General features: G+C 71.5%; 16 protein-coding genes. 11 read left to right on the plus strand and 5 right to left on the minus strand.

Annotated features, from left to right (window positions below):
* Positions 1-28 precede the first annotated feature (28 nt).
* From ACZ5VD_RS33855 to ACZ5VD_RS33880, 6 genes are all read left to right on the plus strand, one after another.
* Positions 29-1021: a ParA family protein gene (locus ACZ5VD_RS33855; RefSeq protein ID WP_468552189.1), complete on the plus strand. Its 993-nt coding sequence runs from the start codon at positions 29-31 to the stop codon at positions 1019-1021.
* A complete protein-coding gene (locus ACZ5VD_RS33860) occupies positions 1006-1578 on the plus strand; it encodes a hypothetical protein (RefSeq protein ID WP_468552166.1) in 573 nt (190 codons plus the stop codon). Before ACZ5VD_RS33855 ends, ACZ5VD_RS33860 begins: the two co-directional genes overlap by 16 nt.
* Positions 1579-1596: 18 nt before the next feature.
* Positions 1597-2625: a segregation and condensation protein A gene (locus tag ACZ5VD_RS33865; RefSeq protein ID WP_468684423.1), complete on the plus strand. Its 1029-nt coding sequence runs from the start codon at positions 1597-1599 to the stop codon at positions 2623-2625.
* On the plus strand, positions 2622-3278 hold the full coding sequence (gene scpB / locus ACZ5VD_RS33870) for an SMC-Scp complex subunit ScpB (RefSeq protein ID WP_468552164.1): 657 nt from the start codon (positions 2622-2624) through the stop codon (positions 3276-3278). Before ACZ5VD_RS33865 ends, scpB begins: the two co-directional genes overlap by 4 nt.
* Positions 3278-4399 carry a pseudouridine synthase gene (locus ACZ5VD_RS33875; RefSeq protein WP_468552163.1) on the plus strand — a complete coding sequence of 374 codons (1122 nt, stop codon included), beginning with the start codon at positions 3278-3280 and terminating at the stop codon, positions 4397-4399. The genes scpB and ACZ5VD_RS33875 overlap by 1 nt, the downstream gene beginning before the upstream one ends.
* 188 nt (positions 4400-4587) lie before the next feature.
* Positions 4588-5604 carry an ADP-ribosylglycohydrolase family protein gene (locus ACZ5VD_RS33880; RefSeq protein ID WP_468684425.1) on the plus strand — a complete coding sequence of 339 codons (1017 nt, stop codon included), beginning with the start codon at positions 4588-4590 and terminating at the stop codon, positions 5602-5604.
* A gap of 28 nt (positions 5605-5632) precedes the next feature.
* On the opposite strand, the gene ACZ5VD_RS33885 is transcribed toward ACZ5VD_RS33880, so the two are convergent.
* Genes ACZ5VD_RS33885 through ACZ5VD_RS33895 form a run of 3 tightly spaced genes read right to left on the minus strand, consistent with a single transcriptional unit; the run spans position 5633 to position 7299 of the window.
* Complete coding sequence (locus ACZ5VD_RS33885) at positions 5633-6046, minus strand: Rieske (2Fe-2S) protein (protein ID WP_468552161.1); 414 nt, start codon at positions 6044-6046, stop codon at positions 5633-5635.
* Positions 6043-6627, minus strand: a complete 585-nt coding sequence (locus tag ACZ5VD_RS33890) for a DUF6529 family protein (protein ID WP_468552160.1) — start codon at positions 6625-6627, stop codon at positions 6043-6045. The genes ACZ5VD_RS33885 and ACZ5VD_RS33890 overlap by 4 nt, the downstream gene beginning before the upstream one ends.
* Before the next feature lie 18 nt (positions 6628-6645).
* Positions 6646-7299: a hypothetical protein gene (locus ACZ5VD_RS33895; protein WP_468684426.1), complete on the minus strand. Its 654-nt coding sequence runs from the start codon at positions 7297-7299 to the stop codon at positions 6646-6648.
* Between the two features lie 309 nt (positions 7300-7608).
* Between ACZ5VD_RS33895 and aroH the strand changes: the two genes are divergently transcribed.
* From aroH to der, 5 genes are all read left to right on the plus strand, one after another.
* Positions 7609-7971 (plus strand): chorismate mutase, encoded by a 363-nt coding sequence (aroH, locus tag ACZ5VD_RS33900; protein WP_468552158.1) that lies wholly within the window; start codon positions 7609-7611, stop codon positions 7969-7971.
* Positions 7968-9053, plus strand: coding sequence for a prephenate dehydrogenase (locus tag ACZ5VD_RS33905; protein WP_468684427.1), 1086 nt, complete (start codon positions 7968-7970; stop codon positions 9051-9053). The genes aroH and ACZ5VD_RS33905 overlap by 4 nt, the downstream gene beginning before the upstream one ends.
* Positions 9054-9236: 183 nt before the next feature.
* Positions 9237-9923, plus strand: coding sequence for a (d)CMP kinase (gene cmk / locus ACZ5VD_RS33910; protein WP_468552156.1), 687 nt, complete (start codon positions 9237-9239; stop codon positions 9921-9923).
* 53 nt (positions 9924-9976) lie between these two features.
* The gene (locus ACZ5VD_RS33915) at positions 9977-10564 is read left to right on the plus strand and encodes a lysophospholipid acyltransferase family protein (RefSeq protein ID WP_468552188.1); all 588 of its coding nucleotides are present in this window, start codon (positions 9977-9979) and stop codon (positions 10562-10564) included.
* A gap of 79 nt (positions 10565-10643) precedes the next feature.
* A complete protein-coding gene (gene der, locus ACZ5VD_RS33920) occupies positions 10644-12131 on the plus strand; it encodes a ribosome biogenesis GTPase Der (protein WP_468552155.1) in 1488 nt (495 codons plus the stop codon).
* 63 nt (positions 12132-12194) lie between these two features.
* Here the strand turns inward: der and ACZ5VD_RS33925 are convergent, their stop codons facing one another.
* Both ACZ5VD_RS33925 and ACZ5VD_RS33930 read right to left on the minus strand, forming a co-directional pair.
* Entirely contained in the window at positions 12195-12578 is a 384-nt protein-coding gene (locus ACZ5VD_RS33925) for a hypothetical protein (protein WP_468552187.1), read from the minus strand.
* A 133-nt stretch (positions 12579-12711) separates the two neighbouring features.
* A complete protein-coding gene (locus ACZ5VD_RS33930; RefSeq protein ID WP_468552154.1) occupies positions 12712-13494 on the minus strand; it encodes a hypothetical protein in 783 nt (260 codons plus the stop codon).
* Positions 13495-13689 lie beyond the last annotated feature (195 nt).

Here is a 13689-nt window from a genome sequence, read left to right on the forward strand (position 1 = left end):
GAGCATGGATGGCCATCACGTGAACGCCATGGCCGGCGACGGAAGTGGCGCGCCCCACAACCACTTCGCCGACTACGACGAACTGCCCGACGGGCACTTCTACGATCCCGACGCCGAGTACGAGCCCGATCCCGAGTACGCGGCCACACTCGCGCCCGACGCTGCCCGTCAGCGCCGTGAGCGCATCGGCCCGACAGGCCGGCCGCTGCCGTACTTCCCGATCCCGGGTCCGCTGACCAGTCACGGACCCGCGACGATCATCGCGATGTGCAACCAGAAGGGCGGCGTCGGCAAGACCACGTCGACCATCAACCTGGGTGCCGCGCTCGCGGAGTACGGCCGTCGGGTGCTGCTCGTGGACTTCGACCCGCAGGGCGCGCTGTCGGTGGGTCTCGGTGTCAACCCGATGGAGCTCGACCTCACCGTCTACAACCTGCTCATGGAGCGGGGCATGGCGGCCGACGAGGTGCTCCTGAAGACGGCGGTCCCCAACATGGACCTGCTGCCCAGCAACATCGACCTGTCCGCCGCCGAGGTCCAGTTGGTCTCCGAGGTGGCACGCGAGTCGACGCTGCAACGAGCCCTGAAGCCGCTCATGGCCGACTACGACTACATCGTGATCGACTGTCAGCCCTCGCTCGGCCTGCTCACGGTGAACGCCCTGACGGCCGCGCACAAGGTGATAGTGCCACTGGAGTGCGAGTTCTTCGCCCTCCGTGGTGTCGCGCTGCTGACGGAGACCATCGAGAAGGTCCAGGAGCGGCTCAACCCGGAGCTGGAGCTCGACGGGATCCTGGCCACGATGTACGACTCGCGCACGGTGCACAGCCGTGAGGTGCTCGCACGGGTCGTCGAGGCCTTCGACGACCACGTCTACCACACGGTCATCGGGCGCACGGTCCGCTTCCCGGAGACCACGGTCGCCGGCGAGCCGATCACCACGTACGCGTCCAACTCCGTCGGTGCCGCCGCCTATCGCCAGCTCGCCAGGGAGGTGCTCGCCCGGTGTCACGCCGAGTGAGTCTGCCGGGGGCCGACGAACTGTTCCGTACGACAGGGGGAATGGCGCTTCAGTCGTCCACTCCCCGGCGGGGGGCCAACGGCGAGGCCAGGGTGCCGGCTCCGGCGGGGGATCCCGACGGGGCCGGGACGGCGTCGCCGGAGGACGCACCGCACTCGGTACCCGCGCAGGGCGGTGACGGCGACGGCGCCGAGCATGTGGCGACCGGCGCGGAACCGGCCGAGGCGGGCGAGTCCCGCAACCAGGGCGCGGACCGGTCCGGCCGGCGCCAGGACGCGCAGGAAGGTTCTGCCTCGGGCGCCGCACCGCGCGGCAAGCGCGGACGGGCGCCCTCGCGCCGCCCCAGCGGGCGGGAACGGCACGACGAGAAGATCACCGTGTACGTCTCCGCCGAGGAACTCATGGACCTGGAGCACGCCCGTCTGGTGCTCCGGGGTGAACACGGGCTGGCGGTCGACCGCGGGCGGATCGTCCGCGAGGCCGTCGCCGTGGTGCTGGCCGACCTGGAATCCCGAGGCGACGCGAGCATTCTCGTACGCCGGCTTCGCGGGCGGTAGCGGTAGCCTGCGGGGGCCATGACCTCGAACGACGTACCCCCCGACGCCGGCGCATCAGCCGGTCGTCGGCGTGTGCTCGGGAGAGGTCCGGGGTCGGTCCCGGCGCCCGCGGAAGCCCCGCCCGCGCCGGTGGTACCGGTAGCGCCGGCACTGCTGCCTCCGGAGCCGGCGGAGCCGCCGGTCCCGGCCGAGGCTCCCGCCCCGGTCGAGCCGGCCGTGGAGCCCGAGGAACCCGGTGACGGTGTCTTCAAGGTCCGGCTCGCCAACTTCGAGGGGCCCTTCGATCTGCTCCTCCAGCTGATCTCCAAGCACAAGCTGGACGTCACCGAGGTCGCCCTGTCCCGGGTGACCGACGAGTTCATGGCACACATCAGGGCGATGGGCCCGGACTGGGACCTGGACCAGACGACCGAGTTCCTGGTCGTCGCGGCCACGCTGCTGGATCTGAAGGCGGCCCGGCTGCTGCCCGCCGCGGAGGTCGAGGACGAGGCCGACCTCGCGCTCCTCGAAGCCCGTGACCTGCTGTTCGCGCGCCTGCTCCAGTACCGCGCCTACAAGCAGATCGCCGACATCTTCCACCACCGGCTGGAGAAGGAGGCCCGGCGCTACCCCCGTACCGTCGGACTCGAACCGCACCACGCCGAGCTGCTGCCCGAGGTGGTCATCAGCATCGGCCCGGAGGGGTTCGCCAGGCTCGCCGTCAAGGCGATGCAGCCCAGGCCCAGGCCGCAGGTGTACGTCGACCACATCCACGCCCCGCTGGTGAGCGTCCAGGAGCAGGCCCAGATCGTCGTCGCGCGGCTCAGGGAGCTGGGTGAGGCGAGTTTCCGGGTACTGGTGGAGGACACCGACGACACCCTGACCGTCGTGGCGCGCTTCCTGGCCCTGCTGGAGCTGTACCGGGAGAAGGCCGTGGCCCTCGACCAGGAGACCGCCCTCGGGGAGTTGCTGGTGCGCTGGACCGGTGGGCAGGGGGAGGCCCAGCCCGTGGTCACCGACGAGTTCGACCGGCCGCCCGAGGCGCCCAAGGAGGAGAAGAAGCCGTGAGTCAGGACACCGCCGACGTTCCGGCCGGTCCGCGTGCCGTCGCCGACCTCGACCTCGGACCGGCGCTGGAGGCCGTCCTCATGGTCGTGGACGAACCCGCGACGGAGGAGCATCTCGCCAAGATCCTCCAGCGGCCCCGGCGGCAGGTCGGGGACGCGCTGCGGGAGCTGGCCGACGAGTACACCGTGCAGGGGCGGGGCTTCGAGCTGCGGCTCATCGCCGGCGGCTGGCGTTTCTACAGCCGTCCCGAGTACGCGCCGGCCGTCGAGGGGTTCGTCCTGGACGGCCAGCAGGCGCGGCTCACCCAGGCGGCCCTGGAGACCCTCGCCGTGGTCGCCTACCGCCAGCCGGTCAGCCGCAGCAGGGTCTCGGCGGTCCGCGGAGTGAACTGTGACGGTGTGATGCGCACCCTCCTCCAGCGCGGTCTGGTCGAGGAGGCGGGCGCGGAACCCGAAACAGGTGCGATCCTGTACACGACGACGAACTACTTCCTGGAGCGGATGGGCCTGCGCGGTCTGGACGAGCTTCCGGAACTCGCGCCCTTCCTCCCGGAGGCGGAGGCGATCGAGGCCGAGACGCTGGAAGGGGTCCCGTCGTTCGATCCGGACGCACCGGACGCAGATGCAGACGACACGACGACGACGGAACTTTGATGCGAAGCAGTGGCAGCGGCAGTGGCAGGAACAACGGGCGCGGCAACCCCCGGGGAAGCGGTGGGGGCGGCAAACCCCGCGGGTCCGGTGGCAGCGGCTCCCAGCCCAAGGGCGGGGCCGGGCGCGACGACAGGCCCAAGCGCGCGGGCAACCCCCGTCCCGAGGAGCGCCGCTACGACGTAGGGCCGGGCGGGAACCACGAGGGCCCGAAGTCCGGGCGCGGCGCCTCCGCGCGCGGTGGCGCCAAGGGCGGCCCCAAGCAGGGCCAGGGCACCGGGCGTGGCCGATCGGTCCCGGCGACCTCCCGTGAGTACGAGGCGCGGGCCGAGGAGCGCAACCGCGAGCGGTACGCGAACAAGAAGGACGTCAAGCCGCCGAAGACGTTCCCGGGCGCCGAGCAGGAGGGCGAGCGGCTGCAGAAGATCCTCGCGCGCGCGGGCTACGGCTCCCGGCGGGCCTGCGAGGAGCTGATCGAGCAGGCGCGGGTCGAGGTCAACGGCGAGATCGTCCTGGAGCAGGGCAAGCGGGTCGACCCGGAGCACGACGAGGTCAAGGTCGACGGCCTGACGGTCGCGACGCAGTCGTACCAGTTCTTCTCGCTGAACAAGCCGGCCGGTGTCGTCTCGACGATGGAGGACAACGAAGGCCGGCAGTGCCTCGGTGACTACGTCACGAACCGTGAGACGCGGCTCTTCCACGTGGGCCGGCTCGACACCGAGACCGAGGGTGTCATCCTGCTCACCAACCACGGCGAGCTGGCGCACCGGCTGACCCACCCCAAGTACGGCGTGAAGAAGGTCTACCTCGCGCACATCGTGGGCCCGATCCCGCGTGACCTGGGCAAGCAGCTCAAGAACGGCATCCAGCTGGAGGACGGGTACGCGAAGGCGGACCACTTCCGGGTCGTCGAGCAGACCGGCAAGAACTACCTGGTCGAGGTCACCCTCCACGAGGGCCGCAAGCACATCGTCCGCCGCATGCTCGCCGAGGCGGGCTTCCCGGTCGACAAGCTGGTCCGGGTCTCCTTCGGCCCGATCACCCTGGGCGACCAGAAGTCGGGCTGGCTGCGCCGGCTGTCGAACACCGAGGTCGGCATGCTGATGAAGGAGGTCGACCTGTAGGTCGGCCCTTCGTGGCGCAGGCGGCCGGTTCCCGTGGTGACGCGGACCGGCCGCCTTCTTGTGCGCGTCAAGCCTTCCCCAGGTGTGTACGGCCTGCTTGCGCGCGTCCAGCCCCACCCCTTAGGGTCAAGATGACGATTAGGGTTTCTGTCCTGATCGGACCACCCCGGGAAGGACACCGCCCCCGCATGACCACCACCCCCACCAAGCGCGCCGCGACCGGCGCGCTCATCGGGCTCGCCCTCGGCGACGCGCTCGGCTTTCCGACCGAGTTCAACGATGTGCCGTCGATCCTCGCCAAGTTCGGGCCGTGGCGTGGGATGGCGCTGCCCAAGCCCGCGCTCGTCACCGACGACACGCAGATGACGCTGGCGCTGGGCAGGGGGCTGCGGACCGCCATGGACCGAGGGGTGCTCGGACCCGACATGACCGAGCCCGTGCGGCGGGAGTTCATCGCCTGGAACCGTTCCCCGGAGAACAACCGGGCCCCGGGCAACACCTGCCTGCGGGCCTGCGCCCTCCTGGAGCGCACGGACCGGCCCTGGCAGGACGCCAGCCAGATCGGCTCCAAGGGCTGCGGTGCCAACATGCGGGTCGCGCCGGTCGGGCTGGTCCCCGGTCTGAGCGACGAACAGCGCGCCGGTGCCGCCCAGTTGCAGTCCGCCCTCACGCACGGACATCCGACGGCACTCGCCGCCTCCGACCTCACCGCGCACGCCGTACGGCTGCTCGCGCAGGGGGAGGCGCCGGCCGAACTGGTCGGGCTGCTGCGGTCGTACGCCGAGGAGAACCGCGGCCGGTACCACGAGCGCTGGCTCGGCGACCTGTGGACGCGGAGTCAGGACCCGGGCCCCGAGCACTTCATGGCCCGCGGGTGGGACGAGTGCCTGGCGATCCTGGACCGCCTCCGGGACGCCCTGCGCGCCCCCTCGCCCGAGACCGACCCGTGCCTGGCCACCGGTCAGGGATGGATCGCCGAAGAGGCGCTGGCGACCGGCCTGTTGAGCTTCCTGCTCTTCCCCGACGAGCCGGTGACCGCACTGCGCCGGGCCGCCTGCACCTCCGGCGACTCGGACTCGATCGCGTGTCTGGCGGGTGCCTTCGCGGGCGCCCACCTGGGCGCCGACGTCTGGCCGGGCGAGTGGGCGGACCGGATCGAGTACCAGAGCGAACTGGTGACCCTCGGGGCGCTCTGGGACGCCTGACGGGACGGTCCGCGGCGGCGCGGGCGGGTCAGGCCAGGGTGATCGAGTCCCCCGACACCGTGATCTGCTGCTCCGGCAGCGGCTTGGTCGCCGGGGGGTTCGCCACCGAGCCGTCCGCGATGCTGAACTTGCTGCCGTGGCAGGTGCAGTTGATGGTGCCGTCGGAGACGTTGGCCACCGGACACTGCTGATGGGTGCAGATGTTGGAGAAGGCCTTGAACTCGCCCTTCTTCGGCTGGGTGACGACGATCTTCTCGTCCGCGAAGATCTTGCCGCCGCCGACCGGGATGTCGCCCGTCTTCGCCAGTTCCTGCCCGGCGGAGGCGTCGACCGACGAGGACGAACCGGAGTCGTCGCCGTCGCCGTACTCGCTGCAGCCGACGGTGAGCGCGGCCGCGCCCGTCGCGAAGAGGATCGTGCGCCGCGTCGGGCCTTGAGTCATGTCGTCACTCCGAAGGTGCGGAAGAACCAGAGGGCTGAGGTCAGCCAGATGAGCGTGAGCGCGGTGAAGACCAGGCCACCCACGAGGGGCAGCAGCCAGCCGGGAAGCCGCTCCCAGCGGAGCAGCAGCATCTTGGCGCTGAAGGCGCCGAAGAAGAAGCAGCCCAGCAGAGAGTGCCACAAAACGCGCGATTCATAGGTCTGATAGCCGAAAGCGTACAGACAGTGCACCGCGACCGGGACGGACACGAGGAACGCCACCCGGCCCGACCACCGGTGCAGCACCCCCGACCAGCCGGGGCCCGGCAGCTTGCCGTAGACCATCGCCGCCGAGACCACCTGGACGAGTGCGAAGAACACGGCGACCGTGGCCAGCCAGGACTTCACCGCCCCGGTGCTGCTGAAGCCGGCCAGGTTGAAGGCGGTCCCCGCCGGGTCGTGGATCTTTCCGTACGCGCCCAGACCCACCGCCACCGCGCCGGCGACGAGCGCCGGGAGCAGATAACGGGCCGGGTGCGGGCCGCCGCGGGCGGGCTCGGAGGAGGGGAAGTTCTGGGTGGCGGCGTTCGGGTCGACGGTCATCAACGACTCCGGGGAGGGTCAGGGGGTGACGGGGCGTGCCGTGAGCTGCTGTCCGTCGACCGTCACCGCACCGGTCTCCGGGTCGATCCGCGGTGCCGGGGCGGGCTCGCCGTCGCTGGTGACGACGCCGACCTGCCGGCCGTCCGGCAGGAGGATCCAGCCGCCGACGACCTTCGCTCCCCGTACCGTCGCCGTGGCCCGGTACAGCCCGGACGGCTTCTTCGCCTTGTCGGCGGTGAAGGTGTACTTCCCGCCATCGACGGCGACGGTGCCGCTGATCCGCTTGCCCTCCTTGAGGGTGCCGTTCAGTTCGGCGCCGTGCTCGCCCGTGAGCTTCATCGTGCCGTCGTCCTCGACGTCGCCCTTCAGCCAGGACTCCTTGGTGCGGCCGTCGCAGTAGTACGCGATGGCTTTCCCGTCCTTCAGGGTGACGGCGACGGCGGCGGAGTCGTCGGTGGTGCGGCCCGCGTAGTCGGCGTCGGGAATCGGGGTGCGGGACGGCGAAGGGGACGCGGTCGTCCGGGTGGGTGTCGGCGAGGCTTTGGTCGCCGGTGACTCCTCCACCGAGGAGGAGGACGCGCTCTTCGTGCCCGTCGTCGCGTTGAGCGACAGCATGACCAGGCCGAGCACCAGTCCTGCGAGCAGTGTGAACAGCGGTCCGGAACGCTTCATGAGAGGCCTCCCCCGGGGCGAGCTTCCTGCCATGAGAGCGGACCGGGGGCCCGGCGTCCAGAGGCGCACGGGGGCGTTCTCGTACCAAGTAGCGAATTTGGGCGAAACGGGTGACATTGGCGGGGTTCGATGGTGGGTGTCCGTGCCGTGGGGTGAGTCGGTGGAGCCGGTCGGGCTGGTCGAGCCGGTCGTCGGGAGGCGGGTGCGGTGTCCGGCGTCTCAGCGGGCGGGCGGGCGCACCGGTCCCGGGCGGGCTGACTAGTCTGGATGGACCAAGAGCCGACAGGTACATCAGCGAGGAGCGTCGTCGTGGCGGTACGAGCGGTGCGGGGCGCCGTCCAACTCGAACGGGACGAGGCCGGTCACATGGACGAGCAGGTCGGGGCCCTGCTCTCGGCCGTCCTGGAGCGGAACGAACTCACCCCGGACAACCTGATCAGCATCTGGTTCACGGCGACGCCCGACCTGCACAGCGACTTCCCGGCCGCCGCGGCGCGCAAGCTCGGCATCGTGGACGTCCCGCTGATCTGCGCCCAGGAACTGGACATCGCGGGCGCCATGCCCCGGGTCGTCCGGATCCTCGCGCACATCGAGTCGGACCGGTCCCGCGCCGACATCGCGCATGTCTACCTCGGTTCCGCCGCGGCCCTGCGCAAGGACATCGCCCAGTGAGAACCGCCCTGGTCATCGGCACCGGCCTGATCGGTACGTCCGCCGCCCTCGCGCTCTCCCAGCGGGGCGTCACCGTCCATCTCGCCGACCACGACCCCGAGCAGGCCCGCACCGCGGCCGCGCTCGGCGCCGGCACCGACGAGGCACCCGAGGGGCCCGTCGACCTCGCGGTCGTCGCCGCTCCGCCCGCCCACGTCGCCGGTGTCCTGGCCGACGCGATGCGCCGGGGCGTGGCCCGCGGCTACCTCGACGTGGCCAGCGTCAAGGGCGGCCCGCGCCGCGAGCTGGAGGCGCTCGGCCTCGACCTGTCGTCGTACATCGGCACCCACCCGATGTCGGGGCGTGAGAAGTCCGGCCCGCTGGCCGCCACCGGCGACCTCTTCGAGGGCCGCCCCTGGGTGCTCACCCCGACCCGGGACACCGACACCGAGGTCCTCAACCTCGCCCTGGAACTGGTCTCGCACTGCCGTGCCGTGCCGGTCGTCATGGACGCCGACGCCCACGACCGTGCCGTCGCCCTCGTCTCCCACATGCCCCACCTGGTCTCCAGCATGGTCGCCGCGCGCCTGGAGCACGCCGAGGAGTCCGCCGTACGGCTGTGCGGGCAGGGCATCCGCGACGTGACCCGGATCGCCGCCTCCGACCCCGGGATGTGGATCGACATCCTGTCCGCGAACCCGGGGCCGGTCGCCGACCTCCTCGCGGACGTCTCCGCCGACCTCGACGAGACGGTCCGGGCGCTGCGGGCCCTGCAGTCCTCCGACGACGACAAACGGCACGAGGGCAGCGCGGGCATCGAGGCCGTCCTGCGCCGCGGCAACGCGGGCCAGGTCCGGGTGCCCGGCAAGCACGGGTCCGCGCCGCGGGCCTACGAGGTCGTGGCCGTCCTCATCGACGACCAGCCCGGCCAGCTGGCCCGCATCTTCGCGGACGCGGGGATCGCCGGCGTCAACGTCGAGGACGTACGCATCGAGCACGCCACCGGGCAGCAGGCGGGTCTGGTGCAGGTGATGGTGGAGCCCAAGGCGGCGCCGGTCCTGACGGCGGCGCTGCGGGAGCGGGGCTGGGCCATCCGCCAGTAGCCGGCAGGACGGCCCGCGGCACCGGGGAGGCCCCACGGACCGGGGGACGGCCCCGCCGGCGGACGGCCTGGGCAGGGCCTGCGGGAGCCGCCCGTAAGGAGGCCTCCGGCGAGCCAGTAACCTTGTGCGGGGCGCTTTTGCGTCCCCGCACACTCCCACCACGCACCAGGAAGGTGTCCCCCCGTGGAAAACGGCGCCGCCCAGCCCGTGATTGTCGCCATTGACGGCCCCTCCGGCACGGGCAAGTCGAGCACGTCGAAGGCCGTCGCCGCACAGCTCGGCCTGAGCTACCTCGACACCGGCGCCCAGTACCGGGCGATCACCTGGTGGATGGTGACCAACGGGATCGACGTCGACGACCCGTCGGCGATCGCGGCGGCGGCCGGCAAGCCCGACCTCGTCTCCGGCACCGACCCGGCGAACCCCACGATCACGGTCGACGGCACCGACGTGGCCGCGCCGATCCGCACCCAGGAGGTCACCTCCAAGGTCAGCGCGGTCAGCGCGGTGGCCGAGGTCCGGTCCCGGATCACCGAGCTGCAGCGCTCCATCGCCGCCGGCGCCGAGAACGGCATCGTCGTCGAAGGCCGCGACATCGGTACGACGGTGCTGCCCGACGCCGACCTGAAGATCTTCCTGACCGCCTCGGCGGAGGCGCGTGCCGCCCGCCGCAGCGGTGAACTCAAGGGCGCCGACGTCAACGCCACCCGCGAGGCACTGATCAAGCGGGACGCGGCCGACTCCAGCCGCAAGGCCTCGCCGCTCGCCAAGGCCGACGACGCGGTCGAGGTGGACACCACCGCGCTCACGCTGGCCCAGGTCATCGAGTGCGTCGTCACCCTCGTCGAGGAGAAGCGGGCCGGTAAGTGACTGCTCCCTCCGAGAAGGGCGCCGAGGTCGGGCGGCGCATCGGCGTCGGCCTGATGTACGGCCTGTGGAAGCCGCGCGTCCTGGGCGCCTGGAAGGTCCCCGCGACCGGCCCGGTGATCTTCGCGGTCAACCACTCCCACATGGTCGACGGCCCGATGGTGATGGGCGTGGCGCCCCGGCCCACCCACTTCCTGATCAAGAAGGAAGCCTTCGTCGGCCCGCTCGACCCCTTCCTGCTCCGCATCGGGCAGGTCAAGGTGGACCGGCACACCACCGACCGTACGGCGATCACCCAGGCGCTGGCCGTGCTGGACAACGGCGGCGCCCTGGGGATCTTCCCGGAGGGCACCCGGGGCGAGGGCGACTTCGCCGCACTGCGCGCCGGGCTCGCGTACTTCGCCGTACGCGGCGGTGCCCCGATCGTCCCGGTCGCCGTGCTGGGAAGTTCCGACCGGCCCGGACGGTTGATAAAGGGGCTGCCCCCGCTGCGCAGCCGGGTCGACGTCGTCTTCGGCGACCCGTTCGAAGCGGGCGACGGCAGCGGACGACGTACGCGCAAGGCCCTCGACGAGGCGACCGAACGCATCCAGAAGCAGCTCACCGCGCACCTGGAGAACGCCAGGCGGCTGACCGGCCGCTAGGCGACACTGAGTAGTGGACCACACCGGCAAACGGGCCGGGCGGTCCACCGATCACCACGATGAACGAGGTACCGACTTCATGAACGACCACATCCCCTCCGACGGTTCGGGCGAGGAGCACGACCACGGAGCGCTCGGCGAGGTCGATGCCACCGAGTATGCAGCGTTCATGGAGCTCGCCGCGGAAGAGGGCTTCGACGCCGACATCGTCGAGGGCGCCATCGAGGAGGCCGGTCACGGCCCGCTTCCGGTGCTCGCCGTCGTCGGCCGGCCGAACGTCGGCAAGTCGACTCTGGTGAACCGCATCATCGGCCGCCGCGAGGCCGTCGTCGAGGACAAGCCCGGTGTCACCCGCGACCGCGTCACGTACGAGGCCGAGTGGGCGGGCCGCCGCTTCAAGCTCGTCGACACCGGCGGCTGGGAGCAGGACGTCCTCGGTATCGACGCCTCCGTGGCCGCACAGGCCGAGTACGCGATCGAGGCGGCCGACGCCGTCGTCTTCGTCGTGGACGCCAAGGTGGGCGCCACCGACACCGACGAGGCGGTCGTACGGCTGCTCCGCAAGGCCGGCAAGCCCGTCGTGCTGGCCGCCAACAAGGTCGACGGCCAGAGCGGCGAGGCCGACGCGTCCTATCTGTGGGCCCTGGGCCTCGGCGAGCCGCACCCCATCTCCGCGCTGCACGGCCGCGGCACCGGCGACATGCTGGACGCCGTCCTGGAGGCACTGCCGGACGCCCCCGAGCAGAGCTTCGGCACCGCGGTCGGCGGCCCGCGCCGCATCGCGCTGATCGGCCGCCCGAACGTCGGCAAGTCCTCGCTGCTCAACAAGGTGGCGAACGAGGACCGGGTCGTCGTCAACGAGGTCGCCGGCACCACCCGCGACCCGGTCGACGAGCTGATCGAACTCGGCGGCGTCACCTGGAAGTTCGTCGACACGGCGGGCATCCGCAAGCGCGTCCACCTCCAGCAGGGCGCCGACTACTACGCCTCGCTGCGCACCGCGGCCGCCGTCGAGAAGGCCGAGGTGGCGGTCATCCTGATCGACGCCTCCGAGTCCATCTCGGTCCAGGACCAGCGGATCGTCACCATGGCCGTCGACGCGGGCCGCGCGCTGGTCATCGCCTACAACAAGTGGGACACCCTCGACGAGGAGCGCCGCTACTACCTGGAGCGGGAGATCGAGACCGAGTTCGCGCAGGTCGCCTGGGCGCCCCGGGTGAACGTCTCGGCCCGCACCGGACGTCACATGGAGAAGCTGGTCCCGGCGATCGAGACGGCCCTGGCCGGCTGGGAGACCCGGGTCCCCACGGGCCGACTGAACGCCTTCCTCGGCGAGCTGGTCGCCGCCCACCCGCACCCGATCCGGGGCGGCAAGCAGCCGCGCATCCTCTTCGGCACCCAGGCCGGCACCAAGCCGCCGCGGTTCGTGCTCTTCGCCTCCGGCTTCATCGAGGCGGGCTACCGGCGCTTCATCGAGCGCCGGCTGCGCGAGGAGTTCGGCTTCGAGGGGACGCCGATCCACATCTCGGTGCGGGTGCGCGAGAAGCGCGGCAACAAGAAGAAGTGACGACGAAGTGACGCGGACATGAGTGAGGGCGGGCCCCGGCCGGGGCCCGCCCTCACTCACGTCTCAGATGCCCCTGCGCGGTCCGGGCGGCAGCGCCGCCGGCACGTGGTGCATCCCGGTGCTGTGGTGCTGCTGCCCGATCTGGCCCACCCGCTGCCACTGCGACTGCTGCACCGTGCCGTGCCGTGCGCTGTACGCCCCCGCGCTGTAGGCGCTGTACGAGTTGCTGAACGAGCCCGTACCGTGCGGCACGTTCCCGAAGGCCGTGAAGCCCAGTTCCTCTTCGCCGCTGCGGTCACCGGGCAGCGAGCGGAAGGACTTGACGTACTCGGAGTAGAGCGCGTCGTAGATCGGCGTGGCCGATGGGCCGCCCAGGAGGTCCTGAGTCGACCGCGCGGGCGGGACCGACTGGTAGGACTGGCGGCGGGGAACGTCGTAGGTGTGCACGTATGTCCAAACGACCCCGCACATGAAGAGATGCGGCCCGGGAAACGCCCTTTGGGGGCGCGCGGAACTGTGCGACGGGCCGCGGATCCACCGCGGCCCGTCGCGACCGTACGCACTGCGACCGGGCGCGTCCTCACGTCCCCGCGAGCGGCATCGCGACCGCGACCAACTTGCCGTTGGCGGCCGCCTTGTCCAGCGCGTCCCGCAGCAGGTCCTCCCGGGGCTGCCGGCCGATGGAGCCCACCGGCGCCGCGAACATCAGCACCTGCTGGTGCTTGTTCGCCGCGGCCCGCCAGCTCTCGGTGACCTGGAGCGGCTGGTGCGCCTGCCACCATGCCACCGACTGCCCGCCGTTCGGCGAGGGCTGCAGCACCGCGTGCAACTGCCCCGCGGCCAGCAGCACCGACCAGCCGTGCAGCACGGACGGCGCGGACTGGATCGCCGTCAACGGCATGAACCCCTGCTCGATCAGCAGCGGCAGGAAGTCGTCACCGGCCCCCGTCGACCCCGGCCGTACGATCGGCGCGGTCGGCTCGACCACCAGCGCCGGGTGCAACTCCCCGGCGATCAGGACGAGTCCGCTGGTCACGCCGAGCACGGCCTGCTCGGGGGCGGTCCGGTCCGGTTCCAGGTCGACGCTGTCGCCGGTGATGGACTTCACCGCGCCCCGGAGCTGTTCCTCGGTGACCTGGACGATCTGGGAGGGCAGACAGGTGGCGTGGGCGAAGGCGAGGACGGCGGTCTCGTCGCCGATGAACAGGACGGTGCTGGTGCGCTCCTGTTCGGAGTCGCCCTGGGTACGGCAGGACGTGCAGTCGTAACTGCCTGGGGCGTTCTCTCCGGCGAGCAGCCGGTCGGCCTCTTCGTCGCCGATCTCGGCGCGTACCTCGTCGCTGACGTCGAGCATGCGCGGCACGGTGGCTCCCTCGGGTGTGGTGCGTGGCGGGGCCGGGTGGCTACCGGCCGGTGAACCGGGCGGGTGCCGGGCTCATGAAGAAGACAACGGGCTATCCGTGGAGGGAGTCACGCCCCACGGCGAACGGAATCGAACCATCCCCGGCACGCGGTCTTCTGTGGTATCGAAGCCGACCGGGTGGGACTCCGGCCGCAC

This window comes from Streptomyces sp. NPDC032822 (assembly GCF_055578825.1).

Excerpts from the sequence above, each read along its gene's own strand:
- ACZ5VD_RS33855 (WP_468552189.1), top strand. The coding sequence starts at position 29 with ATGGCCGGCGACGGAAGTGGCGCGCCCCACAACCACTTCGCCGACTAC.
- ACZ5VD_RS33865 (WP_468684423.1), top strand. The coding sequence starts at position 1,597 with ATGACCTCGAACGACGTACCCCCCGACGCCGGCGCATCAGCCGGTCGT.
- ACZ5VD_RS33875 (WP_468552163.1), top strand. The coding sequence starts at position 3,278 with ATGCGAAGCAGTGGCAGCGGCAGTGGCAGGAACAACGGGCGCGGCAAC.
- ACZ5VD_RS33880 (WP_468684425.1), top strand. The coding sequence starts at position 4,588 with ATGACCACCACCCCCACCAAGCGCGCCGCGACCGGCGCGCTCATCGGG.
- ACZ5VD_RS33885 (WP_468552161.1), bottom strand. The coding sequence starts at position 6,046 with ATGACTCAAGGCCCGACGCGGCGCACGATCCTCTTCGCGACGGGCGCG.
- ACZ5VD_RS33890 (WP_468552160.1), bottom strand. The coding sequence starts at position 6,627 with ATGACCGTCGACCCGAACGCCGCCACCCAGAACTTCCCCTCCTCCGAG.
- ACZ5VD_RS33895 (WP_468684426.1), bottom strand. The coding sequence starts at position 7,299 with ATGAAGCGTTCCGGACCGCTGTTCACACTGCTCGCAGGACTGGTGCTC.
- ACZ5VD_RS33915 (WP_468552188.1), top strand. The coding sequence starts at position 9,977 with ATGTACGGCCTGTGGAAGCCGCGCGTCCTGGGCGCCTGGAAGGTCCCC.
- der (WP_468552155.1), top strand. The coding sequence starts at position 10,644 with ATGAACGACCACATCCCCTCCGACGGTTCGGGCGAGGAGCACGACCAC.